The organism is Nocardioides alkalitolerans DSM 16699 (assembly GCF_000426525.1).
Lineage (GTDB): Bacteria > Actinomycetota > Actinomycetes > Propionibacteriales > Nocardioidaceae > Nocardioides > Nocardioides alkalitolerans.
This window is the reverse complement of record NZ_AUFN01000013.1, coordinates 15,508-40,626: the sequence shown is the minus strand read 5'-3', so window position 1 is coordinate 40,626 and position 25,119 is coordinate 15,508. Positions and strand designations below refer to the sequence as shown.

Below are 25,119 nucleotides of genomic sequence, written 5' to 3'. Positions count from 1 at the left end.
GTGGGGGAGCCGGCAGCCGAGCCGGTGGGGGAGCCGGTCGAGTCCGTCCACGACCGGGTGTGGCGCCACCACCAGCGGGGGGCGCTCGCCGCCATCGACCAGGACCACGCGACCAAGACGGCGAGGGGCCACCACTCCCGCTCCTGGGTCGTGCTCCCGCCCGGCGCCGGCAAGACGTACGTCGGCGTCGACGTCGCCCGCCGGGCGCTCGCCGCCGGCGAGGTCGAGCAGGTGGTCGTGCTGACGCCCAACACCGCCATCCAGGGCCAGTGGGTGCGGTCCTTCGCCGACTTCGGCCTCACGGCCGGCACCTCGCGGCGCCTGGACCACGACGTCGTCGTGCTCACCTACCAGTCCGTCGCCGTCTTCGGGACGGGCGCCGCGGACGCCGTCGCGACCGACGGCGGGGCCGACGCCCGCGCCGAGCAGGAGGACCCCGACAACCCGGACGTCGACCCGGACATCGACCCGGACGAGGCGGGCGACCCCGACGACGCCGAGGACCCCGGGCACCCCGACCTGCTCGCCCGGCTGCACCCCAACGGCAGCGACCTCGTGGCGCGCCTGGCCGAGGCCGGGCCGCTGCTGCTCGTGCTCGACGAGTGCCACCACCTGCTGGAGCTCTGGGGCGAGCTGCTGCTGGCGATGCTGGAGCACGTCGGCCAGGCGCGGGTCCTGGGGCTGACGGCCACGCCCCAGGACACCCTGAACCGGCGCCAGGCCGAGGTCGTGCGCGACCTCTTCGGGCGCATCACCTACGCGACGACGGTGCCGGCCGTCGTGCGGGAGGGCGACCTCGCCCCCTTCGCGGAGCTCGCCTGGTTCACCACGCCGACCCCGGCCGAGCAGGCGTGGCTCGACGAGGGCGCCACCCGCTTCACCGAGCTCAGCACCCTGCTGCTCGACCCCACGGTCGGCAGCACCCCGTTCCTCACCTGGCTCGAGCGCCGGTTCGTCGAGCCCGCCGGCGCAGCCGCCTCGCTGGTCACGTGGAACGGCCTGGCCCTCTCCGAGCCCGAGCTCACCGACGCGGTCCTGCGGCTCTCGTACGGCGAGATGCTGGCCCTGCCGGAGGGGGCGGTGCTGCGCGAGGAGCACCGGCGCCCGCCGAGCGCCGACGACTGGATGCTGCTGGTCGACGACTGGCTGCGCCGCAGCATCGTGCCGAGCGACGACCCGGTCGACGCCGGTGTGCTCGACGCGGTCCGGGCGGCGCTGCCGTCCGTGGGGCGGGTGTGGACGCGTAACGGCATCCGCCGCGGCCGCAGCACGGTCGACCGGGTGCTCGCCCGCTCCGAGGCCAAGGCCGACGCCTGCGTCGAGATCGTGGGCCACGAGGCGTCGACGCTGCTCGAGCGGCTGCGGATGCTCGTGCTCTGCGACCACGAGAGCGCGGCGGCGACCGTGCCGTTCACGCTCGCCGGCGTGGTCGACGCGAAGGCGGGCTCGGCCTGGGCGATCCTCGACCGGCTGCTCGCCGACCCCGTCAGCCACGCGCTGCGTCCCGTGCTCGTCACCGGTCGCACGGTGGCCGGCGACCCGACGACGATGGCCGACCTCGCGTCGTACGTGACGAGCCGCGACCCCGAGCTCGGCGCCACCCTCGAGGTGCGTCCCGTGCCGGCGGACGACCCGGCCTCGGGGTCGGTGCCGGCGGCGCGCCTCGTCGGTACGACGGGGGCCTGGCGCAGCCGTCGCTGGGTGCCGCACGTGACGGCGTTCTTCGAGGAGGGCCGCTGCCGGGTGCTGGTCGGCACCCGGGGACTCCTCGGCGAGGGCTGGGACGCCCGCCGCGTCACCGGGATCGTCGACCTGACGTCGTCGACGACGAGCACCTCGGTGGTCCAGACGCGCGGCCGCTCGCTGCGCCTCGACCCCCGGTGGCCCGAGAAGGTCGCCGTCAACTGGACCGTCACCTGCGTCGCGCCCGGCCACCCCCGCGGCGACGCGGACTGGCAGCGGCTGGTGCGCAAGCACGACGGGTTCTACGGCGTGGACGAGACCGGGGACGTCGTCGACGGCGTCGCCCACCTCGACCCGCAGCTGTCGCCGTACGCACCACCAGCGGCCGACGAGCTCGACGGACTCAACGCGCGCGCGGTGCTGCGCTCCCAGGACCGCGACGAGATCCGGGCGCGCTGGCGGGTGGGGGAGCCGTACGACGACCTCGCCGGCACCGCCTTGCGGCTGCGCTCGCGCGCGACGGGCGGCCTCGGGGCGGGCCTGGGCGACCAGGTGGGCCGGCGCGAGGTGGCCGTGACGCCGCAGGGGCTGCGGCTGCCGGACCGGACCGCCGTCGCTGCGCCGCGCCGGGAGGGCCCGGTGACCGTCGCGGCCGCGGTCGGGACCGTGGCCGTGCTCGTGCTGGCGTGGTGGGCGATCGACCTCGTCGGCGTGGCGGGGGCGGTGGTCCTGGCGGCGGTCGGGCTCGGCGTCGTCGGCACCCTGCTCGGCGTGCGGAGGGTCGCCGCAGCCCGTGCCCGGGACGAGCGGGCGCGGGACCTGCTCGCCGAGGCGCGCCGGCCGGTCTCGGTCCACCAGGTCGCGGCCGCGGTGGCGGACGGCCTGCGCGCGTCGGGACTCGTGGCCCACGGCGCGGCGTCGCTGACGGTCGACGTCGACCCGACGGGCACCTACCGCTGCCAGCTGCTGCACGTCGACGAGGACGAGTCGCAGCTGTTCGCCGACGCCCTGGAGGAGGCGGTGGGGCCGCTGCGCCACCCGCGGTACGTCGTCCAGCGGCACGTGCTCGCCCCCGAGCCGCCCGAGGGCGACCCGGCCGAGATGCTGCGGCGGGCCGCCCGTGGCGACGTCCGGCCCGACGGCGCCGTCTGGCACGCCGTCCCGACCGTGCTCGGGGTCAACACCCACCGGGCCCACGCGTACGGCGACGCCTGGGCCCACTGGGTCGGCGGCGCCCGCACCCCGCTCTACACCGGTTCGGCCGAGGGCGCCGGCATCCTCACCGCCCAGCACGGCAGCGACCCGTTCTCGGTCACCGCCGTCATGCGGCGGCACTGGGCATGAGGAGGCGGCGAGATCCGGGTGATCCGGTGTCACCTGGTGGCACCGGATCACCCGGATCACCCGGATCCTCGCGACGACGCGACGCGACGCGACGCGACCCGGCCCGGTGCGACCGCCGCCGGCCAGAGGTGCGCTCCGGTGCCACCAGGTGACACCGGAGCGCACCCGAAGCAGAAATGAACGCGTTCAATTCTGGCGTAGGATGACGCCATGGACCGCGACGACGCGCAGAAGCCGGCGACGACCGGGAGTGGTGAGCGACCGGACACCGACGACGTTCCCGCCGAGGCCGACCGCTGGCCGACCGGCGAGCTGATCCTCGTCGCCGGGTTCGGTGCCGCCGCGTTCCTCTGGGCGTTCTCGGAGCGCGCCGCGTTCGCCGGACCGCTCCTGCCCGCGCTGGCGGTCGACGCCTACGAGGTGCCCGACCGGGTCGCGGACCGCGTCCGGTTGACCCGCCTGACCTGCGTGTTCCCGCATTGCACCAGGCCGGCCCGGGCCTGCGACCTCGACCACGTCGACGAGTACGTCGGACTGGACGAGGGCGGCCCACCAGGCCAGACCTCCACCACGAACCTTGCGCCGCTCTGCCGACGCCACCACCGGGTCAAGACCCACCCCTCGCTCAGCGGCGTCGGCCGGGAGCGACGGTGGCGCTACCGGTGCCTCCCCGGTGGCACGTTCGTCTGGACGAGCCCCCACGACCAGCAGTACCTGGTCGACCCCCACGGCACCATCCCGCTGCCTGCCTGACCGCGCTCCCCACGACACCTCCGTCGCTGGGGTGCGCCGTCATGCCCGCACGCCGCACGCCGCACGCCGCACGCCGCACGCGTGTGTGACGCCTGTCCCGGTGATGGCCCGCGCGGCGACGCTGCCGCCCACGGACCGGCGCCCACGGACCGGCGCCGCGGATGGGCCACGTCCACCACCCGGTCGGGCGGCCCGGGGGGCCCGTTCGGACTACTGCGGGTGGCCCATGCTCGCCACCCCGACGGCCGATCAGCCATTTCTCGACGGTAAAGGGATCGAGCTGCTCGAGAGCGCTGCGGGCGCCTCTCCGGATGCCGAGGATGAGGACGTCACATCACTCCTGGAAAGGCACCCCCATGCGCACCCCGTCCAGCAAGTCGGCGAAGATCGCCACCGTTGCCGCCACCCCCGTCGCCGTCCTCGTCGCCGGCGCGCTGGTCTGGCAGTCGTCGTACGCCGCGTTCAGCGGCACCACCCGCAACTCCGGCAACGACTGGGCCACCGGAGCGGTCAGCCTGACCGACGACGACGCCGGTAGCGCGCGCTTCCAGGTGGGCACCATGACGCCGGGCGACACCGAGACCAAGTGCATCCGGGTCACGGCCAACACGACCGTGGCCGGCACCGTCAAGGGCTACGCGATCAACCCCGTCACGTCGCCCCAGGGCCTCGAGAACTACGTCAAGGTCAAGGTGACGTCGGGCGACGGTGGCGGCTTCGGCACCTGCAGCGGCTACGTCGAGGAGAACACCGTCATCCCTGCGGGCACCAGCCTCAAGGCCCTCGCTCTCTTCGACGAGTACGCCGACGGCGTGGGTGGCTGGGACGTCCCGGCGGGCACCACCTCGCGCACCTACGCGATCACCTGGACCTTCGACACCACCGGTCTCAACCAGGCCCAGGTCGACCAGCTGCAGGGCGCGCACACGGGCATCGACTTCCAGTGGGAGCTGCAGAGCGAGTGACGCGTCGCGGCACCGGCCGCACCGATCGTTGACGTCCCGACCCAGAAGTGCCGGTGACCGGAGAGGAGGTTCCGCTCGTGGCCGATGCCATGGCCCCCACGCCCGCCCTGCCGGGCGTGCCCCTCGGCATCCCCGCGACGACGGAACCGCCTGCCGGCCACCGGGCGACCCGACCCGTCGCGCCCGCCGCGCCCGCCTCCTGGCGGGCGTGGGCGGGGCTGGCGGCGGTGGTCGCTGCCCGCGCCTACCGGGCAGCTCTCGTCACCCTCGTCGTGGTCGCCACGGTGCCGGTGCTGTGGAGCTGGTCGAGCCACGTCATCCGCACCGGTTCGATGGAGCCCACCATCAGCACCGGCGACATCGTGGTCGCCCAGCCCTTCTCGGCCGACGAGGACGTGCCCGTCGGCCGGATCCTCGTCTTCCGCAACCCGGCCCACCCGGAGTCGGAGCAGCTGCTCGTGCACCGCATCGTCAGCGACCGCGGCGACGGCACCTGGACCAGCCGCGGCGACGCCAACGGCCAGAACGACGCCACGCCGGTCTCGCGCGACGACCTGCAGAGCCGAGCGCTGCTGCTCGTGCCGTTCGTGGGCAAGCCCTACCTCTGGGTCACCGGGGGCGCGCCGGCCCAGCTGGTGCTGCTCGGCGGCTGGCTCCTGCTGACCATCGCTGCCTTCGTCGTGGCCGGTCGGCGCGGCACCGCCGAAAAGACCGAGGAGCCCGACGACACCGACGACACCGACGACACCGGAACCGACGTCGACAAGGCCGCCGCCCCCGCCGACGAGGCGGACGCGGAGCCCACCGACGGATCCGCCCGCCGCATCGCACCCTCCGCTGGCCCGGGCGACCCGGCGCACCGCGCCGAGCGCACCCGCTCGTCGCTGCGTCGGGTCGCGTCCGTGGTGCTGGCCATGACGGTCGTCCTGGCCGGCGCGGCCGCCTGGTCGGGCACCGCCGGGGCCGCCTTCACCGCCACCACCGTGAACGCCGGCTCCGGCTGGACGGTCTCCACGAGCCTGGCCACCCGCGTCGCGCTCACCCGACCGGGCGACGCCGTGCGCGGCACCGTTCCGCTGACCGCGACCCTCACCGACTCGGGCGGGACCGTCACCGCGGTGCGCATCGACTACGCCGTGGCCGGCACGACCACCTGGCGCACGATCTGCACGGACTCCACCACGCCGTACTCGTGCAGCTGGGTGACGACGTCGCTGACCAACCAGGAGTACGACCTGCGAGCGGTCGCCGTCGCCGGCACCACCACGCACACCTCCGAGCTCGTCGAGGACGTCACCGTCGACAACACGGCGCCGACCGTCGTCCTCCAGGACCCGGGCACGCCGCTGCGCGGCACCGTCACCCTGACCGCCAGCGCCGGGGACGCCCACTCCGGGGTCGACCGGGTGGTCGTGCAGTACGCCGCGACCGGCACCTCCACGTGGCGAGACGTGTGCACGTCCGACGAGGAGCCCGCGACCTGTCGTCTCGACACCACGACGCTGGCCGACGGCACCTACTCGTTCCGCGCCGTGGCGACCGACGAGGCCGGCAACTCCACGACCTCCACCGTCGTGGCCAACCGCACCGTCGACAACCGGGTCGCCTCGGTCGCCGTCACCGACCCCGGTGCGTTCCTCAGCGGCACCGTGCAGCTCACCGCCACGGCCAACGCCCCCGCCGGTGTGGCCTCGGTGCGGATCCAGCGCGCCGCCGCCGGCACCACGACCTGGACCGACGTCTGCACCGACACCACGTCGCCGTACACCTGCGCCTGGGACACCCGGCTCGTCGCCAACGGGCTCTACGACCTGCGGGCGATCTCGACCGACACCGCCGGACGCGCCACGACCTCGGCGACCGTCACCGGTCGACGCGTGGACAACAGCCCGGTCCGGGCGGCCGACGTGCAGACGACCCAGGGCGGCGCGAGCGCCGGCCGCCTCGACCAGGGCGACCGCGTCACCTTCACCTACAGCGGGCAGGTACGGCCGGCCTCCCTCAGTGCCGGCTGGACCGGTACGGCGCTGCCGGTCACGCTGCGGCTGCGTGACGGCAACCTGGTCGGCACCGGCAGCACCGGCGACACGCTCGACGTCCTCCGGAACGGCGCGGCGGTCGCGCTCGGCTCGGTCAACCTGCGCCAGAGCTACGTCAGGTCGCTACGTACCGTCCAGTTCGCCGCCACCATGACGGCCACGACGGTGGTCGTCGGGGGAGTGAGCGTGACCCAGGTCGTCGTGGTGCTCGGCGCCCCCACGAGCAGCTCCGGTCTCTCGACGGTCAACACCGCCTCGGCGATGACGTGGACCCCCTCGACGACGGCCCTCGACCTCGCCGGCCGCGCCGTCTCGGCCACCCCGGTCACCGAGACCGGCGCCTCCGACCGCGAGTTCTGAGCGACCTCTGGCACCATCGACCCTCGTGGAGCAACGGGTCGGGGTGACGCTGCGGTGGGTCCGCGCGTTCCTGCTCGCCGCCGTCGTGCTGGGCACGGGCGTCGTCGCCCACCAGACCGCCGACGGCATGCTCCCGTCGAACCGGGTGCTCCTCACCGTCCTCGGTGTCACGACCCTCGTCTGCGCCGCGCTGCTCGGGCGTCCGGCGACCGCGACCCGGCTCGTCGTGCTGACGGTCGTCGGCCAGACCGTGGTGCACGCCGTGCTGACCGCGGCGGCGGGGCACCGAGGTGATCACGCCGCCGGCGCGACCCCGCCGTCGGCGGCGCCCGCCGTACCGCCGCCCGCCGTACCGACGCCGCCCGTCGCCCCGCCAGCGCCCAGCGCGCTCGGCGGCCAGCGGTCGCTGCTCGACGTCTACCAGGCCGACGTCGCCCAGCGCGGCGCCGGCGGGGGCGGCGGGCACGGACTGACGGTCCCGGAGCCGGTCGTCCACCTCGTCACCGACATGGTCGACCACGCACCGATGATGCTGCTCCACCTCGTCGCGGCGGCGTTCGTCGCGCTGTGGCTCGCGCTCGGCGAGCGTGCGCTCTGGACCGTCCTGGCCCTCGTCGCCTGGGCCGTCGGCGGCGTGCTGCGCCTGCGGGCCCTCGTCGTCGGCCTCGACGCCGGTCCCGTCACCGGCCCGCGGCCGCGGGCGGGTCGTCGTACGCCTGCGAGACCCGCCCACCTGCTCCAGCTGAGCCGCAGCGTCGTACGACGCGGGCCACCTGCCCTCCAGGGCGCCTGACCCGACGACCCCCTCGCCCGGCGAGGGGACGTGGTCCGGGCGCACACGACCCGTCCCCGATCCCGCCGCGACTCGTCCCACGAGACCCGGCGGTGGTCGCACGTCCGCGCGCGCCTGCGTGCACCCCTGCCCTGGAGAACCCGTGACCACCACGTCGTCCCCGCCCACCCGCACGCCCTCGGAGGGGCCCGACCCCTCCGACCCCTCGCCGCCCGGCCCCCGAGCCCGCCCCACCCGCAAGCCCGGCGGCGGGGGCCTCTTCCGCGCGCTCTGGCGCTGGCACTTCTTCGCCAGCTTCCTGATCGTGCCCGTGCTGCTGGTGCTCAGCGTCACGGGGCTCATCTACCTCTTCCGGTTCCAGATCGAGCCGCTGCTGCACGCCGACCTCATGCGCGTCTCGCAGCCGGCGGACGTCGACTTCAGCCAGCCCTACTCCGCCCAGCTGGCGTCGGTCGAGCGCGACTACCCCGACGCCACGGTCGTGTCGATGACCGAGCCCGAGGAGGTCGACCACAGCACCCGCTTCTCCGTGACGACCGCCGACGGCGAACCCCTCGACGTGTTCGTCGACCCGTGGCGCGCCGAGGTGCTCGGCGACCTGGACCCCGACACCACGGTGTCGGGCGTCGCCGTCGCCCTCCACGCCGACCTCATGAGCGGCACCGTCGGCGACCGGATCATGGAGCTCGGCGCCTCCTGGGCCCTGGTGAGCGCCCTGATGGGCTACTACCTCGTCGTGAAGGGACGCGCCGCCCGCAAGCGGCAGCAGAAGTCCCGGCGACCGGGCGCCCGGCTGCGCACCTGGCACGCCCGCATCGGTGTCGTCGCCGGCCTCGGGCTGATCATGCTGCTCGTCTCCGGCCTGCCGTGGACGGGCGTGTTCGGGGGCACCGTCCAGCAGATCGCGACGGCGAACGGCAGCTCGTTGTGGAGCCAGGACCACGGTGCGCTCTCCGACCCCACCTCCCGGCTCGACGAGAGCCTGCCGCACAGCCACGACGTGCCGTGGGGTGCGGGCGCCACCCAGGTGCCGAGGTCCGACCGCGAGAACGCCCCCGACCACCTCAGCGTCGCGAGCGTCGACACGGCGGTCCTGGTGGCCGAGCGGCAGGGCCTGCGGCACCCGATGACGATCGCGCTCCCGGCCGACGACGACGGGGTCTTCTCCGTCATCGGCTACGCCTTCGACGCCCCCAGCGACGAGCGCACCGTGCACGTCGACCGCTTCGGCGGCGACGTGGTGTCGACGTACGGCTTCGACGACTACCCGACGCTCGCCAAGGTCGTCTCCCACGGCATCGGCCTGCACGAGGGCCGCACGTTCGGGCTCTGGTCGTTCTGGGGGGCCGCCCTCATGTGCGTCGTCATCATCGCCGCGTGCGTCACGGGTCCGCTGATGTTCCTCAAGCGGCGCCGCAAGGGCGGCGGCCTCGGTGCGCCCCGCGGTCGCCTGCCGCTGCGCGCCTCGCCGGTGCTCGCCGTGGCGGTCGTCGTCCTGGGCGTCCTGCTGCCGTTGTTCGGCCTCACGGTGCTCCTGCTGCTGGCGGCCGACCACCTCGTCGTACGGCGCACGCCCTGGCTGCGGGAGCGGCTCGGGTCCGTCTGAGCGCGGCGTCCGTCGAGCGCCCCGGTCACGCCCACCACCGGCGTCCGGGGCGCTCGGCGCACTCGTTAGGGTCACGGACGTGAAGGAGCCGGTGCCCGTGATCGTCGTGGCCGGCGGCCTCGGCGCCGGCAAGACGACGGTGCTCAACCACCTGCTGCGCCACAGCGCCGACACCCGGATCGGCGTCATCGTCAACGACTTCGGCGACATCGACGTCGACGGCCTGCTGGTCGCCGGGCAGGCCGACATGCTCTTCTCCGCGGCCGGCGGCTGCCTCTGCTGCGCCACCGACGACGGCATGATCGCCGACTTCGTGAAGCGGCTGACCGCGCCGCGGGCCGGCATCGACGTGATCGTGCTCGAGGCCAGCGGCGTCGCCGAGCCGGCCGTGCTCGTGCACAAGGTGCTCGGCAGCGTCGGCAAGCGTGCGCGGTTCGGCGGGATGGTGCTGCTGGTCGACGCCGAGCACACGCCCTCGGACGCGTGCGACGCGGGCGGCGAGCTCGAGCGCCACCTCGCGCTGGCGGACCTCGTCGTGGTCACCAAGGCCGACCGGGTCGACGCCGACCGCCTCGAGGAGGTCCGCGCGGGCGTCCGGCGGCTGGTCCCCGGCCGCCCGGTCACGACCGCCCGCCACGGCGCGCTCGACCCGAGCCTGCTGTTCGAGCTGCGCCACGAGGAGTCCCGGCAGCTGACGCTCGGCGACATCCACGCCGGGGAGCACGCCCACCTCCACACGCCGTACCGGACCGTGGCCTGGCGCCAGTCGGCCCCGCTGCACCCGCGCCGTCTGGCGGAGGTGCTGGGCGGCGGCCTCCCCGAGGCCTTCCGGATCAAGGGGTTCGTGACGATCGACGTGCCCGGGGCCACGTCGCGCTGGACGGTGCACCGGGTCGGTCGCCACGTGCGCGTCACGCCCGGCGCCCCCTCGCGCAGCCGGGGCTCCGAGCTCGTGCTCATCGGTCCGGACCTCGACGGCTCGGCGTACGACGCGCTGGCCGGCGTCGTGCAGCAGCCCGGCGAGGAGCCCGACCTCGACGACCTGATGGGGCTCGAGCGCTTCGTGCCGGCGGACCTGCGGCGCGCGCCCGGTGCTTGACCCTCCGAGGGGCGCACCCTAGTTTCGGAGCGCACCGACTGATCGGTCGGTCGGCAGCGGAAGCAGGTGCGTGGATGAAGCTGGGACTCAGCCTCGGGTACTGGGGAGCGGGCCAGCCCGAGGGGCAGGCGGAGGCCGTCGCCCTCGCCGAGGAGCTCGGGTTCGACTCGATGTGGACGGCCGAGGCGTACGGCTCCGACGCCCTCACCCCGCTCGCGTGGCTGGGGGCACGCACGTCCACGCTGCGGCTCGGCACCTCGATCGTCCAGATGGCCGCCCGCACCCCGGCCGCGACGGCCATGGCGGCGATGACGCTCGACCACCTCAGCGGCGGCCGGGTCGCGCTGGGGCTCGGTGCGTCCGGCCCCCAGGTGGTCGAGGGCTGGTACGCCCAGTCGTACCCGAAGCCGCTCGCCCGCACCCGCGAGTACGTCGCGATCCTGCGGGCGGCGATGGCCCGCGAGAAGGTCACGTTCGACGGCGACCACTTCCAGGTCCCGTTCACCGGGGGGCCCGCCTCCACCGGAGGGGCCCTGCCCTCGACCGGCCTCGGCAAGCCGCTGCGCTCGACCCTCCACCCGGTGCGGGAGTCCATCCCGATCCTGCTGGCGGCCGAGGGCCCGAAGAACGTCGCCCTGGCCGCGGAGATCGCCGACGGCTGGCTCCCGCTCTTCTACTCGCCCCACGACGACGCCCACTACCGCGCCGCGCTCGCCGAGGGCTTCGCGCGGCCGGGCGCCCGCCGTACGGCGGAGGAGTTCGAGGTCGCCTGCATGGTGAGCGTGGTGCTCGACGACGACGTGGAGCGCGCAGCCGACCGGCTGCGGCCGTTCTACGCCCTCTACATCGGCGGCATGGGCGCCAAGGGGGCCAACTTCCACTACGAGGTCTTCGCCCGCATGGGTTTCGAGGCCGAGTGCGCGACGATCCAGGACCTCTACCTCGCCGGCCGCAAGGACGAGGCGATCGCGTCGATCCCGCTCGCGATGGTCGAGAAGGTGGCGCTCGTCGGGCCCCGCGAGAAGATCGCCGCCGAGCTGCCGGCCTGGGAGTCGTCGCTGCTGACGACGATGCTGCTCGACGCGGAGCCCGCCACGATGCGGCTGATGGCGGAGCTGTTCGCATGAGCGACGCGCCCGTGCTGCTCACCGAGGCCCGTGACGGCGTGCTCCTGCTGACAATGCACCGACCCGCCCGCCGCAACGCGGTCGACCGGGCCCTGGCCGACGCGCTCTCGGCGGCGTTCGACGACTTCGAGGCCGACCCCGCGCTGCGCGTCGCCGTGCTGACGGGCGACGACGTCTGCTTCTCCGCCGGCACCGACCTCGCCGCGGGTGCCAGCCCGGCCACCGAGGGCGGGGAGTACGGGTTCGTGCGCCGGCAGCGCACCAAGCCGCTCGTGGCCGCGGTGGAGGGCTACGCGCTCGGCGGCGGGTTCGAGATGGTGCTCGCGTGCGACCTGGTGGTCGCGGCGCGCGACGCCACCTTCGGCCTGCCCGAGGTGAAGCGCGGGGTCGTCGCCAACTGCGGCGCCTTCTTCCGCGCGCCCGAGCGGCTGGCCCCGGCGGTCGCGACCGAGATGCTGCTGACGGGCGACAGCATCACCGCCGAGCGGGCCCACCGGCTCGGCCTCGTCAACGTGCTGAGCGAGCCCGGGGGAGCGGTCGACGCCGCGCGGGCCCTGGCCGCCCGGATCGTGGAGAACAGCCCCCAGGCCGTCGCGACCACGCTGGGCGCCCTGCACGAGGCCCGCGCCGAGGGGGAGGTCGCGCAGTGGCGCCGGACCGAGGAGGCGGCCGCCCGCACCGCGGCGTCGAGCGACGCCGTCGAGGGCATCACCGCGTTCTTCGAGAAGCGGGCGCCGCGCTGGTCGTGAGCGGGTGCCCGCACCGTGACCCCGCGCCCCGCGGGGGTTACCCGTCGGTCATGATGTCCGGCGACAGCCGTCGTACCGGTCCCGGCAGATCAAGGAGACACCCATGCAGTTCGGTCGCAGCTACGAGGAGTTCGAGGTCGGGGCGACGTACAAGCACTGGCCCGGCAAGACGGTCACCGAGTACGACGACCACCTGTTCTGCCTGCTCACGATGAACCACCACCCGCTGCACCTGGACACGAACTACGCCGAGGAGACCACCCAGTTCGGCAAGAACGTGGTGGTCGGCAACTACGTCTACTCGATCCTGCTCGGCATGAGCGTCGCCGACATCTCCGGCAAGGCCATCGCCAACCTCGAGGTCGAGTCGCTGCGCCACGTCGCGCCCACGTTCCACGGCGACACGCTCTACGGCGAGACCACGGTGCTCGAGAAGACCGAGAGCAAGAGCAAGGACGACCGGGGCGTCGTCTACGTCGAGACCATCGGCTACAACCAGGACGGCAAGGTCGTGTGCATCTTCCGCCGCAAGGTGATGGTGCCGAAGAACAGCTACCTCGAGTCGCGCGGCGGCGAGCAGCCCGGTCGTCCGGTGCCGCAGCCGGACAAGAACTGGGCGGGTCCGCGCGACGCCGCCCCGGTCGCGGACTGACCCCGCATGCCGATCCTCCTCGTCCGCCACGGCGAGACCGAGTGGAGCCGCAGCGGGCAGCACACCTCCACCACCGACCTGCCCCTCACCGAGGTCGGTGAGGACCAGGCCCGGGCGCTCGCACCACGGCTCGCGGGTCGCGACATCGCCTTCGCCCTCACCAGTCCCCGCACCCGGGCCCGACGCACCGCCGAGCTGATCGGGTTCGGCGACGCGGAGGTCGACGAGGACCTCGTCGAGTGGGACTACGGCGTCTTCGAGGGCCGCAGCACGCCCGACATCCGCACGGACGTGCCGGGCTGGACCATCTGGTCGCACGAGAGCCCCGAGGGCGAGACCCCCGAGCAGGTCGGTGCCCGCTGCGACGCGGTGATCGCCCGGGTCGTGGCGGGGCTGAACGACGTACGGCGCCTGCGCGGCGACGACGCCCCCGAGCCCGAGGCGCTGCTCGTGGCGCACGGCCACCTGCTGCGCGTGCTCACGGCCCGCTGGCTCGGCCTGCCGCCCACCGACGGCCGGCTGTTCCGCCTCGACACGGCCCGGCTCACCGAGCTCGGCCACGAGCGGGAGCAGCGCGTGCTGCTTAGCTGGAACGCGTAGGAGGCCCTTGACGCCGATCCCGTGCGCCCAGCACCGTAGGCGCATGGCTCTGGTCGCGGGTTGTCCGAGGTGTCCCTCCCCGGTGACGGAGTGGGAGCGCACCTGGGCGTGCGGCGAGCACGGGCCCGTTGCGCCGCTGTGGCGGCCGCAGGAGGCGTCGTACGACGAGTTCACCCGCCACCTGGGGCGCACGCCGAGCTTCCCGACCTACCTGCCGTGGCCGTTGGGACCGGGCTGGCGGGTGGCGGACTTCGCGCTCGTCGGCGCGGCGCCCGACGAGGCCACCGCCACCCTCACCTGCGCCTCGGGCACGAGCGCGCTCGACGGGGAGGTCGAGGTGGTCGTGGTCGCCGAGGAGCCCGGGGTCGGGCTCGGCAGCCGTGTCGCCGGTACGACGGCGAGCGACCCGGGCGGCGAGATCGGCCAGGGTCCGCCCGTGGTGCGCGTGCGCATCGGCCACCAGTCGGTGCCGCTGTGGACGGTCTCGACCAGCGCCGACGACGACCGCTTCGACCGCTCGGTGGTGGCGGGGGAGGCGTACGGCCGGTGGCTGTGGATCGTGCTGCGACCCGCCTCGGCGATCCTGCTGCTGCGCGACGACTGGATCCTGAAGGACGTCTCGGGCCTCGGTCCGCCGCTGGTCGAGCTGCCGTTCGGTGGTGACCGCCCCACCTGGTGAGGCGTGCCCTAGGGTCGGTCCGTGCGCATCGACCTCCACGCCCACACGTCGGCGAGCGACGGGACCGACACCCCCGCCGCGCTCGTCCGTGCCGCGGCGCAGGCGGGGCTCGACGTGCTGGCGATCACCGACCACGACACCAGCGTGGGGTGGGCGAGCGCGGCCGAGACGGCCGCCGAGGTCGGCGTCGGCCTCGTGCGCGGCATGGAGATCAGCACGCGGTTCCGCGGGCGCGGCGTGCACCTGCTGGCCTACCTGCCGGACCCCACCCACCCGGGCCTGGCGGCCGAGCTGACCGCGGTGCTCGAGGGCCGCGACGCGCGGGTGCCGGGCATGGTCGAGCGGCTCCGGGCCCTCGACATCGACATCACCGTCGAGCAGGTACGACGCGTGGCCGGACCGACCGCGGCCGTCGGCCGACCCCACGTGGCCGACGAGCTCGTGCGGCTCGGGGTGGTCGTCGACCGGGCCGAGGCGTTCGACCGCTTCCTCTCGCCGGGGCGCCCGGCCTACCACAACCGCTCCGCCGCCGACCTCGAGACGATGCTCGCGCTGGTGACCGCGGCTGGGGGCGTCGGCGTCGTCGCCCACCCGTGGGGACGCCACGACCCGGGCGTGCTGGACGCCGACGGCCTGGCCCACCTGCAGTCCCGCGGGCTCGTGGGCATCGAGGTCGACCACCAGGACCACGACCCGGCCTCGCGGGCGGCGCTGCGACGCATCGGCACCGAGCTGGGCCTCGTGATGACCGGGTCGAGCGACTACCACGGCACCGGCAAGGTCGACCACGACCTCGGGTGCAACACCACCCCGCCGGACCAGCTCGAGCGGCTGCTGGCGGCCGCCGCTGACGCGGCCGCCGCCTCGGGACGACCCGCCCCGGCGATGCTCTGGCCGTGACCGTCGGCCTCCGTCGTGCTCAGCGACCGAGCGACTGCAGGCGCTGCACCATCCCGGCCGGTACGACGCGGGCCGCCCCGATGAGCACCTGGTAGCGCCTCGACGGCACGACCAGGGCCTTGCCCTTCTCGACCGCGGCGAGGGTGTCGAGCACGACGCGGTCGGCGTCGAGCCACAGCGCGCGCGGGGCGGAGGACTGCTCGACCCCCATCCGGCCGTGGAACTCGGTGCGCACGAAGCCGGGGCAGACGGTGGTGACCCGCACGCCGCGCGGGGCGTACTCGGCCGCGGCCCAGAGACCGAAGCGGTTGACCCAGGCCTTCGCGGCGCCGTACGTGCCCCGCGGCAGGAACGCCGCGACGCTCGAGACGTTGACGACGGTGCCGCCGCCGCGCGCGACCATGCCGCCGATGGCCGCGTGGGAGAGTCGCAGGACGGCGGTGACGAGCACGTCGAGCATGCGCTGCTCGGCCTCGACGTCGGCGTCGACGAAGCGCTCCTTGAGCCCGAAGCCGGCGTTGTTGACGAGCCAGGCGACGGGAGCGGCCGGGTCGGCGAGACGGGCGGCGACCCGGTCGACGTCGGCACGGTCGGAGAGGTCGGCGACGAGCACGTCGACGGCCACCCCGTGGCGGGTCCGCAGCTCGGCCGCGACGGTGTCGAGGCGGGCCCGGTCGCGCGCGACCAGCACCAGGTCGTGGCCGCGGGCGCCCAGGTGCTCGGCGAACGCGAGCCCGATGCCGGAGGTGCCACCCGTGACCACCGCGGTGCCGGGGGAGGGCGTGGAGGAGTCGTTCATGGGCCCATCATGACCCGCCCCGGGATGCCGTCGGGCCGTCTCGACGGCTGGAATCGGTGTCGGATCCCCGTGCGCGCACCCGGGTCGGGCATGATGAGGCCCCATGGGCACCGTTCTCGCCGTGGCGAACCAGAAGGGTGGCGTCGCGAAGACGACATCGGTCGCGTCGATCGGGGCCGCGCTCGCGGAGCTGGGCCAGAAGGTCCTGCTCGTCGACCTCGACCCGCAGGAGTCGCTGACGTTCTCGCTGGGCATCGACCCGGAGGACCTCGAGCTCTCCATCCACCACGTGCTGACCAAGGGCCTCGACGCCCGTGAGGTCATCCTGGCGACCGAGGACGGCGTCGACCTGCTGCCGGCCACCATCGAGCTGGCCCGTGCCGAGGCCGAGCTGCTCACCCGCACCGGTCGCGAGCACGTGCTCAAGTCCGTCCTCGACCAGCTCGAGGACGACGACGTCCACTACGACTGGGTGCTGCTCGACTGCCCGCCCTCCCTGGGCGTGCTCACCGTCGCCGCGCTGACCGCCGCCGACGGCGTGCTCATCCCGCTGCAGTGCGAGACGCTCTCGCACCGCGGGGTCGCGCAGCTGCTCGACACCGTGCACGACGTCCGCCGGTTCACGAACCGCGGACTCGAGGTCTGGGGGGTGCTCCCGACCCTGTACGACGGGAGGTCCTCCCACGCCCGGGCCGTGCTGGCCTCGATCCCCGAGGCGTTCGACCTCGAGGTGCTCTCGCCGCCGATCCCCAAGACGATCCGGTTCGCCGAGGCTCCCTCGAAGGGTCGTTCCATCCTCGGGACCGCCCGCACCACGAAGGGCGCCGAGGCGTACCGCGAGGTCGCCCGCCACCTCGTGGCCCGGGCCGCCCAGCCCGAGCCCGGCAAGCCCACCAAGCGCGCCGGACGCTGAGGCGGCCCCGTGGGCACCCATCGGACGGGCGGCGCACGTCGGGCGCCCCGCACCCGGGTGCGCTACGGACGCATCGTCGTCGCGCTGCTCGCGGTCGGCACGATGGTCGGGGCCCTGCTCGGCACGGTCGGCCTCCTGCCCGCGTCGCTCCTGCCTCCGGAGGAGGCCGCCACCAGCGCCCTCGACCCCACGGCGTACGAGGTGCCAGCGGCCCCGACGGCCACCGAGCCGATCGCCCCGGAACCGGCTCCGCCGCCCGCGCCCGCGCCTGCGCCTGCGCCCGACCCCGCCCTCGACACCGCGCTGCCGGCGGCCTCCGGGGAGGGCCGCCGCGTCGTGTTCAGCGAGGAGCGCCAGCGCGTCTGGCTCGTCGACGACGCCGAGCAGGTACGGCGCACCTACCTCGTCTCGGGCAGCGTCTACGACAACCTCGACCCCGGCACGTTCGAGGTCTACTCGCGCTCCGAGAACGCCACGGGCATCGACGACTCGGGCACGATGAAGTACTTCGTGCGCTTCACCCGCGGCGACCGCGCCGCCATCGGCTTCCACGACATCCCGATCCACGAGGGCGAGCTCGTCCAGACGACCGCCCAGCTCGGCACCCCGCTCTCGCACGGCTGCATCCGTCAGGAGCGTGACGACGCCATCGCGCTCTGGGAGTTCGCCCCGATCGGCACGACGGTCGTCGTCACGGCCTGACCTCGTCGAGCTGCGGTCTGGGGCCTGCGGACAGTGCCCGTGCGAGTCCGCGGCGGTGGGGTCCGGACCGAGGTGCGGTCTGGCGCCTGCGGACAGTGCCCGTGTGAGTCCGCAGCCACGCGCGAGACCCCTTGCCCCCGACACACCACGCAACGACGAGCGCCCCACCACCCGGAGGTGGTGGGGCGCTGCTGTCGTACGTCGTGCGGGTGCTCAGGCCTCGGTGGCCGTGGCGGGCGCCGACTCGGTCGTCGTCGCGTTGCCCTCGCCACCCGAACCGCCCGAGCGGCGGCGGCGACGGCGGTTGCGGCTGCGGGTCGGACCGCCCTCGCCACCCTCGCCCTCGGCGGACGCGGGAGCCGCGCCCTCGGCCGGAGCGGCGTGGGTCGGGACCGCGGCCTCGTCGGTGGACGTGCTGCGGGTGCGCGTGCGGCTGCGGTTGCGGCCGGAGCGGTCGCCGCCCTCGGAACGGCCGCCGCGGTCACCGCCGCGGTCGCGGTCGCGGTCGGTGCGGGGCTTCGGCTCGCGCGGGGGCTCGGGCACGAGGCGGCCCTTGGTGCCCTCCGGGATGCCCATGTCGGTGTAGAGGTGCGGCGACGTCGAGTAGGTCTCGACCGGCTCCTCGAACGGCAGCGAAAGGGTCTTGTTGATGACCTTCCAGCGCGTCACGTCGGCCCAGTCGACGAACGTGACCGCCACGCCCGTGGCGCCGGCGCGACCCGTGCGACCGATGCGGTGCACGTAGGTCTTGTCGTCCTCAGGGCAGTTGTGGTTGATCACGTGGCTGACGCCGGCGACGTCGATGCCGCGGGCAGCGACGTCGGTGGCGACGAGCACGCGCAGCTTGTTCTCACGGAACTTCGTGAGCGCGCGCTCGCGGGCGGCCTGCTGCATGTCGCCGTGGAGGGCGCTGGCCGCGAAGCCGCGCACCTCGAGGTCGTCGGCCACGCGCTGCGCCTGGCGCTTCGTGCGCGTGAAGACGATGACCTTGTCGGCGTTGTCGGCCTGCAGGATGCGGGCGATGATCTCGGGCTTGTCGAGGTCGTGCGCCTGGTAGATGAACTGGGCCGTCAGCGGGACGGTCGCGTTCTCGTACGACGACTCGGCGCGGATGTTCATCGGCGTGCGCATGTGCACGCGGGCAAGCGCGACGATGGCCGACGGCATGGTCGCCGAGAAGAGCATCGTCTGGCGCGTGCTGGGCGTCTTGGAGAGCAGGCGCTCCACGTCGGGCAGGAAGCCGAGGTCGAGCATCTCGTCGGCCTCGTCGAGCACGAGCGAGCGCACGTGCGAGAGGTCGAGGGCCTTGCGGTTCGCCAGGTCGAGCAGGCGGCCGGGGGTGCCGACGACGACGTCGACGCCGGACTCGAGGGCCTCGAGCTGCGGCTCGTAGCCCACGCCGCCGTACACGGTGAGCACGCGGATGCCGCGGTCGGCGCCGGCGAGCTTGAGGTCGTTGGAGACCTGGAGCGCGAGCTCACGGGTCGGGGCCACGACGAGGGCCTGCGGCTTGCCGGCGGGCAGCGCGTCGTACCCGGGGTCGGTCGCCGCGAGGCTGCGCTGCAGCACGGGGATGCCGAACGCGAGCGTCTTGCCGGTGCCGGTGCGGGCCTGGCCGATGAGGTCGGTGCCGCCGAGGGCGACCGAGAGGGTCATCTCCTGGATGGCGAAGGGGGTGACGATGCCGGCGCGCTCGAGGGCGTCGCAGATCTGGGGGTGCACGCCGAGCGTGCGAAACGTGGTGGTCAGTGTCCTGGTCGCTTTCGTGTCGTCTGTGGCCGACGACCCGTCGAAGCGCTCACCCACGCAGGTCCGCCCGATCTGCTCGGGAGGATCGACCGCGCGGTGGCGGAGAAGGAGGTCTGCCACGCACATGCCGGCGGGGTCTCCCGCCGATCGCCCGGGCGCGTCTCGCGCGTGCTGGCCGGCCTGCGGCAGCGGCGCGGGGTGCGCTCGGTGCAGCCGAGTGTATCGCTAGGCTGCACGCCATGACCGAATCCCCCGCGGGAAGCAGCGACGCCCCCACCGACGGCGCGACCCCCGAGGCGGATCCCGCCCCGTCCGTGGCGCTCGACGACCCCCACTACCGGGCCGCCGTCGTCGATCTCCTGGGCGCGATCGCGTACGGCGAGCTGTCCGCCTTCGAGCGGCTCGCCGAGGACGCGAAGCTGGCGCCCACGCTGGAGGACAAGGTGGCCCTCGCCGCCATGGCCGCCGCCCAGGTCGAGCACCTCACCGCGCTGCTCACCCGGCTGGAGGAGCTGGGTGCCGACCCGTTCGAGGCCATGAAGCCGTTCCGCACCCCGATCGACGACTTCCACCGCCACACGGCCCCGGCGGACTGGTACGAGGGCCTCGTCAAGGCGTACGTCGGGGACGGCCTCGCCGACGACTTCTACCGCGAGATCGCCGCGTTCCTCGACGCCGACACCCGCGACCTCATCATCGACTCGCTGGGCGACGCCGGCTACGCGGACTTCGTGGTCGACCGCGTGCGCAAGGCGTTCGAGACCGAGCCGCAGATCGCGGGCCGGCTCGCGCTGTGGGGTCGCCGGCTCATGGGCGAGGCCCTCACCCAGGCGCAGCGCGTGGCCGCCGAGCGCGACTCGCTCTCCGCGATGCTCGCCGGCGGCGTCGACCGCCCCGGTCTCGACCTCGCCGCCATCGGGCGCATGTTCACCCGCATGACCGAGCGCCACGCCGAGCGCATGACGCAGCTGGGCCTGGCGCACTGAGCGCGGTGCCCGCCGACCTGCCCCCGGTCGTGCTCGTCTCCCCGGCGATGGGCATCGGCTCCGGCTACTACCGGCCCCTCGTCGAGGCCTTCGAGGCCGTCGGCTGGTCGGCGCGGGCGCTGCCCCGGCGCGGGTTCGAGAAGGACCTGCCGCCGGCGTCGCGGGGCCACGACTGGTCGTACGCCGACGAGATCGACGTCATCGCCGAGGCGGTCGCGCGCGTGCGCTCCGAGGAGCCCGGCCGGCCGGTCGTCGTGCTGGGCCACAGCCTCGGCGGCCAGCTCGCCGTCGGCCACCAGCTGACGCGGGAGCCGGCCGACGGGCTCGTGCTCATCGGTGCGGCCCTGCCGCACCACCGTCTCTACCCGGGACGCCTCGGCCTCGGGATCCTGACGATGGCCGCACTCGTCCCGGTCGTCACGCGGGTGCTGGGCCACCACCCGCGGCGCCTCTTCGGCGGGCCGGGCGCCCGCACGCTCATGCGCGAGTGGGCCCGGATGGGTCTGACGGGGCGTCCGCCGTACGACGTCAGCCGCGGCCTGCGGGGGCCGGTGCTGTCGGTGGTGCTCGAGGGCGACGGCCTCGCGGTGCCGCGGGCGGTCGGCGCGCTCGCCGGGCGCTGGACGCACGACCCCGCCGAGGTCACCCGCTGGACGTACACGAACGTGGCCGTGCCCGCCGGAGCGAGCAACGACCACGTTCGGTGGGTCCGCTCACCAGGACCGGTCGTCGACCGGGTGGTGGCGTGGTGGACGCAGGAGCGTCAGCCGCGGAAGCCGACCGTGCTGGCGGACGGCGACCCGATCTCCACGTAGGCGATCTTGTCGGTCGGCACGAGGACGCGCCGGCCCTTGGTGTCGGTGAGCGTCAGGAACGGGCCGCCGCCGGTGACGATGGCAGCGACCGCGTCGGCGTCCTCGTTCGTGTCGATGACGAGCTCGCGGGGGGCGTGCTGCACGCCGATCTTGATCTCCATGGGGGTCCTCCCGAAGTCGGTGGTGGTGCGGGCTGGGTACGTCGTGCTGCTGCGGGTCGTGCGGTCGTGCCGGTGGTGCGGACTCAGGCGGGTGCGCCGCCGCCCTCGTGCTCGTCGGCCTTCGGGTAGCCGCGGATGCCGCGCCAGGCGAGTCCGGAGACGAGGGCCGTGGCCTGGTCGAGCGTGATGCCCGCCGTCTCCGAGAGCCAGAACCGCGCGCTGACCTGAGCCATTCCGACGAGCGACACGGCGAGCAGCCGCGACGCCTCGTCGGGGAGACCGGTGTCGTCGCGGATGACCTCGGCGACGAGCTCGGCGGTGTCGCTGGTGACGCGCTCGACCTGGAGGCGCACGGCGGGCTCGCTGGTGAGGTCGGACTCGAAGACGAGGCGGAAGGCGCCGGTGTCGGCGGCGACGTAGTCGTAGAGCGCCTTGATGGTCGCGGCGACGCGGAGCTTGTTGTCGTCGGTCGACGCGAGCGCCTCGCGGCAGTTCGCGATGATCATCGTGCACGACTCGTCGAGGAGCGCGAGGTAGAGGTCGAGCTTGCCGGGGAAGTGCTGGTAGAGCACCGGCTTCGAGACGCCGGCGCGCTCGGCGATGTCGTCCATCGCGGCCGCGTGGTAGCCCTGCGCGACGAAGACCTCGAGCGCGGACTCGAGCAGCTGAGCGCGCCGCTCGCGTCGCGGCAGCCGTCCGCCGCGAGGACGGACGTTGCTGCCCCCGGCGTAGTCGCCAATGCTCACGTTCGCTCCCTCGTCTCCGTGCGCGGCCACCTCGCCGCGGGCGCCGAGCCTACCGCCCGGTCACCTCCGTCCGGATGACGGGACGCCCGCGCGGCGCCCGACGGGGGCCGGGGACCATGGTGGGGTGCGTGCCGCGGCTCCCCGCGGGCCGCCCGGGAACATCGTCGCCGCGCGTGACGTTGGGCCTGGCACGCAGACAGACGTACGTCCGGCGACACCGGGCGCACCACCACCGGACGAGGAGAACCCGTGTCCTTCCCAGCACTCGTGGAGCCGGCTGACGAGCTGACCGTCGACGAGGTCCGCCGCTACAGCCGCCACCTGATCATCCCGGACGTCGGCATGACGGGGCAGAAGCGCCTGAAGAACGCCCGCGTGCTCGTGATCGGCGCCGGTGGTCTCGGCAGCCCGGCGCTGCTGTACCTGGCGGCCGCCGGTGTCGGCACGCTCGGCATCGTCGAGTTCGACGAGGTGGACGAGTCCAACCTCCAGCGCCAGATCATCCACGGGCAGTCCGACGTCGGCCGGCCCAAGGCCGTCTCCGCGAAGGAGTCGGTGCAGGAGATCAACCCGCTGATCGAGGTCGTCGTCTACGAGGAGCGTCTCGACAACGACAACGTGCTCGGCATCTTCGAGGGCTGGGACCTCATCGTCGACGGCACCGACAACTTCGCGACGCGCTACATGGTCAACGACGCGGCGTACTTCCTGAAGATCCCCTACGTCTGGGGCTCGATCTACCGCTTCGACGGCCAGGCGTCGGTCTTCTGGCCGCACGCGGTCGACGAGAACGGCGAGTCGGCCGAGGCGCCCTGCTACCGCTGCCTCTACCCCGAGCCGCCGCCGCCGGGCATGGTGCCGTCGTGCGCCGAGGGCGGCGTGCTGGGCGTGCTCTGCGCCAGCATCGGCTCCATCCAGGTCAACGAGGCCATCAAGATGCTCACCGGCGCCGGTGAGCCCCTCGTCGGCAAGCTGATGATCTACGACGCCCTCGAGATGGAGTACCGCAAGCTGAAGGTCCGCAAGGACCCCAAGTGCGCGCTGTGCGGCGACAACGCCACGGTCACCGAGCTCATCGACTACGAGGCCTTCTGCGGGGCCGTCTCCGACGAGGCCGCCGACGCCGCCGCGGGCTCGACGATCTCGGTCGTCCAGCTCGAGCACATGCTCAAGGAGCGCGAGGAGGGCACGCGCGACTTCCTGCTCGTCGACGTCCGCGAGCCGAACGAGTACGAGATCAACAAGATCCCGGGCTCGGTGCTGATCCCCAAGGGCGAGTTCCTTAACGGCAACGCCCTCGGCCAGCTGCCGGCCGACAAGCCGATCGTGCTGCACTGCAAGTCCGGCGTGCGCTCCGCCGAGGCCCTCGCCGTGGTCAAGGGCGCGGGGTACGGCGACGCCGTCCACGTCGGCGGCGGCGTGGTGGCCTGGGTCAACCAGATCGACCCCAGCCAGCCGTCGTACTGACCGCTCACGCCTCACTGCTCGACCCCACGAGGGCCGGCCTCCCGCACGGGGGCCGGCCCTCGCGGCGTCCCGGCAGGGCCCGTGGCGTGTGTCCCGGGTCACTACTCGTGCGTAACCCCGCGCGGGGGACGACCGTTCACCGAGCATGACCCTCTCTCGGACCCCCTCCTCCGCCGGCGCGCGCCGTACCCTCGCCGGCCTCGCCGCCACGACCCTGGTCTCGGCCCTCGCCGTGACCGTCGCGTCCTCCGCCCCGGCCTCCGCCGCGCCCCGCACCGACTGGGCCCCGGCCGACTCCGCCGCCATCCACCCGGGTGTGCAGATGTACACCGACGGCGCGCAGTGCACCGCGAACTTCGTCTTCACCGACGCCGCCGGCGCGACGTACGTCGGCTACGCCGCGCACTGCGCGGGCCTGGGCGAGGCGACGGACACCAACGGGTGCGAGGCCGGCTCGCTGCCGCTGGGCACCCCGGTCGACTTCGTCGAGGGCGGCTCGCTCCTCGGTGCCGGCGAGCGCGTGGGCGGCGGCACGCTGGTCTACTCGAGCTGGCTCGCGATGGACGCGGTCGGTGAGACCGACGCCGACACCTGCGCCTACAACGACTTCGCCCTGGTGCAGGTCGACGCCGCCGACACCGACGACGTCAACCCGTCCGTGCCGTTCTTCGGCGGCCCGGTCGCGCTCAACACCACCGGCAACGGGGCGGCGACGGCCGTCTACTCCTTCGGCAACTCGAGCCTGCGCGCCGGCGTCGAGATCCTCTCGCCCAAGGTGGGCACGAGCCTCGGCCAGAGCGGCGGCGGCTGGACGCACTCGGTCTACACCGTGACGCCGGGCGTCCCGGGAGACTCCGGCTCGGGCTTCCTCGACGCGCAGGGCCGGGCGCTCGGCACGCTCTCCACGCTGGCGCTCGCGCCGGTGCCGCTCTCCAACGGCGTCGGTGACCTCTCCCGCGAGCTGGCCTACGCGCAGACCCACGCGGGCATCGACGGTCTCACCCTGGCGGCCGGCACGGAGCCGTTCCGCGCGCTGCCGCTCGGCTGAGGTCGGCCGACGCACCTGACCGACGGGGGCCGGCGGGTCGCTACCGTGGGCACGTGAGCCACAGCGACCCGCCGGACCCGCGCGAGGCGTACGTCGAGGCGGTGCTGGCGGTGGTCGAGCAGGTGCCGCCGGGCCGGGTCACGACGTACGGCTCGATCGCCGACGTCGTGGGCAGCGGCCCCCGCCGCGTCGGCTCCGTGATGGCGCGCGAGGCGGACGGCCTGCCGTGGTGGCGCGTCGTGCGCGCCGACGGCTCGCTGCCCCCGAGCCACGACGAGCGGGCCCACGCGGCGTACGCCGAGGAGGGCACCCCGCTGACGGCCTCCGGCCGCGTCGACATGGTCGCGGCGTACTGGCAGCCCTCCTGACCGGCGCCTGACGAGC

24 protein-coding genes are annotated in these 25,119 nt (G+C 74.2%); 20 read left to right on the top strand and 4 right to left on the bottom strand.

Translation table 11 applies throughout. The features are described from left to right. The 13 genes from K329_RS0112095 to K329_RS0112035 all read left to right on the top strand — a co-directional run bounded on the left by K329_RS0112095 (position 1) and on the right by K329_RS0112035 (position 15,349). On the top strand, positions 1-3,027 hold the full coding sequence (locus K329_RS0112095) for a DEAD/DEAH box helicase family protein (protein WP_157571707.1): 3,027 nt from the start codon (positions 1-3) through the stop codon (positions 3,025-3,027). 210 nt (positions 3,028-3,237) lie between these two features. Beyond that, positions 3,238-3,780, top strand: coding sequence for an HNH endonuclease signature motif containing protein (locus K329_RS29575; RefSeq protein ID WP_028473245.1), 543 nt, complete (start codon positions 3,238-3,240; stop codon positions 3,778-3,780). Positions 3,781-4,136: 356 nt separating this feature from the next. Then, complete coding sequence (locus K329_RS0112085) at positions 4,137-4,745, top strand: hypothetical protein (RefSeq protein WP_028473244.1); 609 nt, start codon at positions 4,137-4,139, stop codon at positions 4,743-4,745. 77 nt (positions 4,746-4,822) lie between these two features. Further along, entirely contained in the window at positions 4,823-7,144 is a 2,322-nt protein-coding gene (locus tag K329_RS29570) for a signal peptidase I (protein WP_157571706.1), read from the top strand. Positions 7,145-7,169: 25 nt separating this feature from the next. Then, the gene (locus K329_RS0112075) at positions 7,170-7,937 is read left to right on the top strand and encodes a hypothetical protein (protein ID WP_157571705.1); all 768 of its coding nucleotides are present in this window, start codon (positions 7,170-7,172) and stop codon (positions 7,935-7,937) included. Positions 7,938-8,079: 142 nt separating this feature from the next. After that, positions 8,080-9,543 (top strand): PepSY-associated TM helix domain-containing protein, encoded by a 1,464-nt coding sequence (locus K329_RS26430; protein WP_052336807.1) that lies wholly within the window; start codon positions 8,080-8,082, stop codon positions 9,541-9,543. A gap of 79 nt (positions 9,544-9,622) precedes the next feature. Further along, positions 9,623-10,642: a CobW family GTP-binding protein gene (locus tag K329_RS26425; protein WP_043643347.1), complete on the top strand. Its 1,020-nt coding sequence runs from the start codon at positions 9,623-9,625 to the stop codon at positions 10,640-10,642. Positions 10,643-10,716: 74 nt separating this feature from the next. Next, positions 10,717-11,769: an LLM class F420-dependent oxidoreductase gene (locus K329_RS0112060; protein WP_028473242.1), complete on the top strand. Its 1,053-nt coding sequence runs from the start codon at positions 10,717-10,719 to the stop codon at positions 11,767-11,769. Next, on the top strand, positions 11,766-12,518 hold the full coding sequence (locus K329_RS0112055) for an enoyl-CoA hydratase-related protein (protein ID WP_043643344.1): 753 nt from the start codon (positions 11,766-11,768) through the stop codon (positions 12,516-12,518). The genes K329_RS0112060 and K329_RS0112055 overlap by 4 nt, the downstream gene beginning before the upstream one ends. A 103-nt stretch (positions 12,519-12,621) precedes the next feature. Further along, positions 12,622-13,170, top strand: coding sequence for a MaoC family dehydratase (locus K329_RS0112050; RefSeq protein WP_028473240.1), 549 nt, complete (start codon positions 12,622-12,624; stop codon positions 13,168-13,170). A 6-nt stretch (positions 13,171-13,176) separates the two neighbouring features. Further along, complete coding sequence (locus K329_RS0112045; protein WP_028473239.1) at positions 13,177-13,770, top strand: histidine phosphatase family protein; 594 nt, start codon at positions 13,177-13,179, stop codon at positions 13,768-13,770. Between the two features lie 43 nt (positions 13,771-13,813). Beyond that, entirely contained in the window at positions 13,814-14,449 is a 636-nt protein-coding gene (locus K329_RS0112040) for a DUF6758 family protein (RefSeq protein ID WP_028473238.1), read from the top strand. A 21-nt stretch (positions 14,450-14,470) separates the two neighbouring features. Then, positions 14,471-15,349 carry a PHP domain-containing protein gene (locus tag K329_RS0112035; RefSeq protein ID WP_028473237.1) on the top strand — a complete coding sequence of 293 codons (879 nt, stop codon included), beginning with the start codon at positions 14,471-14,473 and terminating at the stop codon, positions 15,347-15,349. A gap of 19 nt (positions 15,350-15,368) precedes the next feature. Here the strand turns inward: K329_RS0112035 and K329_RS0112030 are convergent, their stop codons facing one another. Continuing rightward, positions 15,369-16,148: an SDR family NAD(P)-dependent oxidoreductase gene (locus tag K329_RS0112030; RefSeq protein WP_028473236.1), complete on the bottom strand. Its 780-nt coding sequence runs from the start codon at positions 16,146-16,148 to the stop codon at positions 15,369-15,371. A gap of 103 nt (positions 16,149-16,251) precedes the next feature. Between K329_RS0112030 and K329_RS26420 the strand changes: the two genes are divergently transcribed. After that, the gene (locus K329_RS26420; protein WP_043643341.1) at positions 16,252-17,061 is read left to right on the top strand and encodes a ParA family protein; all 810 of its coding nucleotides are present in this window, start codon (positions 16,252-16,254) and stop codon (positions 17,059-17,061) included. A gap of 9 nt (positions 17,062-17,070) precedes the next feature. Further along, positions 17,071-17,763, top strand: coding sequence for a L,D-transpeptidase (locus tag K329_RS29565; RefSeq protein WP_157571704.1), 693 nt, complete (start codon positions 17,071-17,073; stop codon positions 17,761-17,763). A gap of 213 nt (positions 17,764-17,976) precedes the next feature. Here K329_RS29565 and K329_RS0112015 read toward each other — a convergent pair whose 3' ends face one another. Then, entirely contained in the window at positions 17,977-19,584 is a 1,608-nt protein-coding gene (locus K329_RS0112015; protein WP_028473235.1) for a DEAD/DEAH box helicase, read from the bottom strand. Positions 19,585-19,751: 167 nt separating this feature from the next. Between K329_RS0112015 and K329_RS0112010 the strand changes: the two genes are divergently transcribed. Next, positions 19,752-20,498 carry a ferritin-like fold-containing protein gene (locus K329_RS0112010; protein WP_028473234.1) on the top strand — a complete coding sequence of 249 codons (747 nt, stop codon included), beginning with the start codon at positions 19,752-19,754 and terminating at the stop codon, positions 20,496-20,498. Between the two features lie 5 nt (positions 20,499-20,503). Beyond that, positions 20,504-21,313: a serine aminopeptidase domain-containing protein gene (locus K329_RS26410; RefSeq protein ID WP_245596543.1), complete on the top strand. Its 810-nt coding sequence runs from the start codon at positions 20,504-20,506 to the stop codon at positions 21,311-21,313. Here K329_RS26410 and K329_RS0112000 read toward each other — a convergent pair. Then, a complete protein-coding gene (locus K329_RS0112000; RefSeq protein ID WP_028473233.1) occupies positions 21,262-21,474 on the bottom strand; it encodes a DUF3107 domain-containing protein in 213 nt (70 codons plus the stop codon). The two genes, K329_RS26410 and K329_RS0112000, sit on opposite strands and share 52 nt — an antisense overlap. Before the next feature lie 83 nt (positions 21,475-21,557). Next, positions 21,558-22,214 carry a TetR/AcrR family transcriptional regulator gene (locus tag K329_RS0111995; RefSeq protein WP_028473232.1) on the bottom strand — a complete coding sequence of 219 codons (657 nt, stop codon included), beginning with the start codon at positions 22,212-22,214 and terminating at the stop codon, positions 21,558-21,560. Between the two features lie 255 nt (positions 22,215-22,469). Between K329_RS0111995 and moeZ the strand changes: the two genes are divergently transcribed. The 3 genes from moeZ to K329_RS0111980 all read left to right on the top strand — a co-directional run bounded on the left by moeZ (position 22,470) and on the right by K329_RS0111980 (position 25,103). After that, positions 22,470-23,687, top strand: a complete 1,218-nt coding sequence (gene moeZ, locus K329_RS0111990) for an adenylyltransferase/sulfurtransferase MoeZ (protein ID WP_028473231.1) — start codon at positions 22,470-22,472, stop codon at positions 23,685-23,687. Positions 23,688-23,832: 145 nt separating this feature from the next. Beyond that, on the top strand, positions 23,833-24,735 hold the full coding sequence (locus K329_RS0111985) for a hypothetical protein (RefSeq protein ID WP_028473230.1): 903 nt from the start codon (positions 23,833-23,835) through the stop codon (positions 24,733-24,735). A gap of 53 nt (positions 24,736-24,788) precedes the next feature. Then, complete coding sequence (locus K329_RS0111980; RefSeq protein WP_028473229.1) at positions 24,789-25,103, top strand: MGMT family protein; 315 nt, start codon at positions 24,789-24,791, stop codon at positions 25,101-25,103. Positions 25,104-25,119 lie beyond the last annotated feature (16 nt).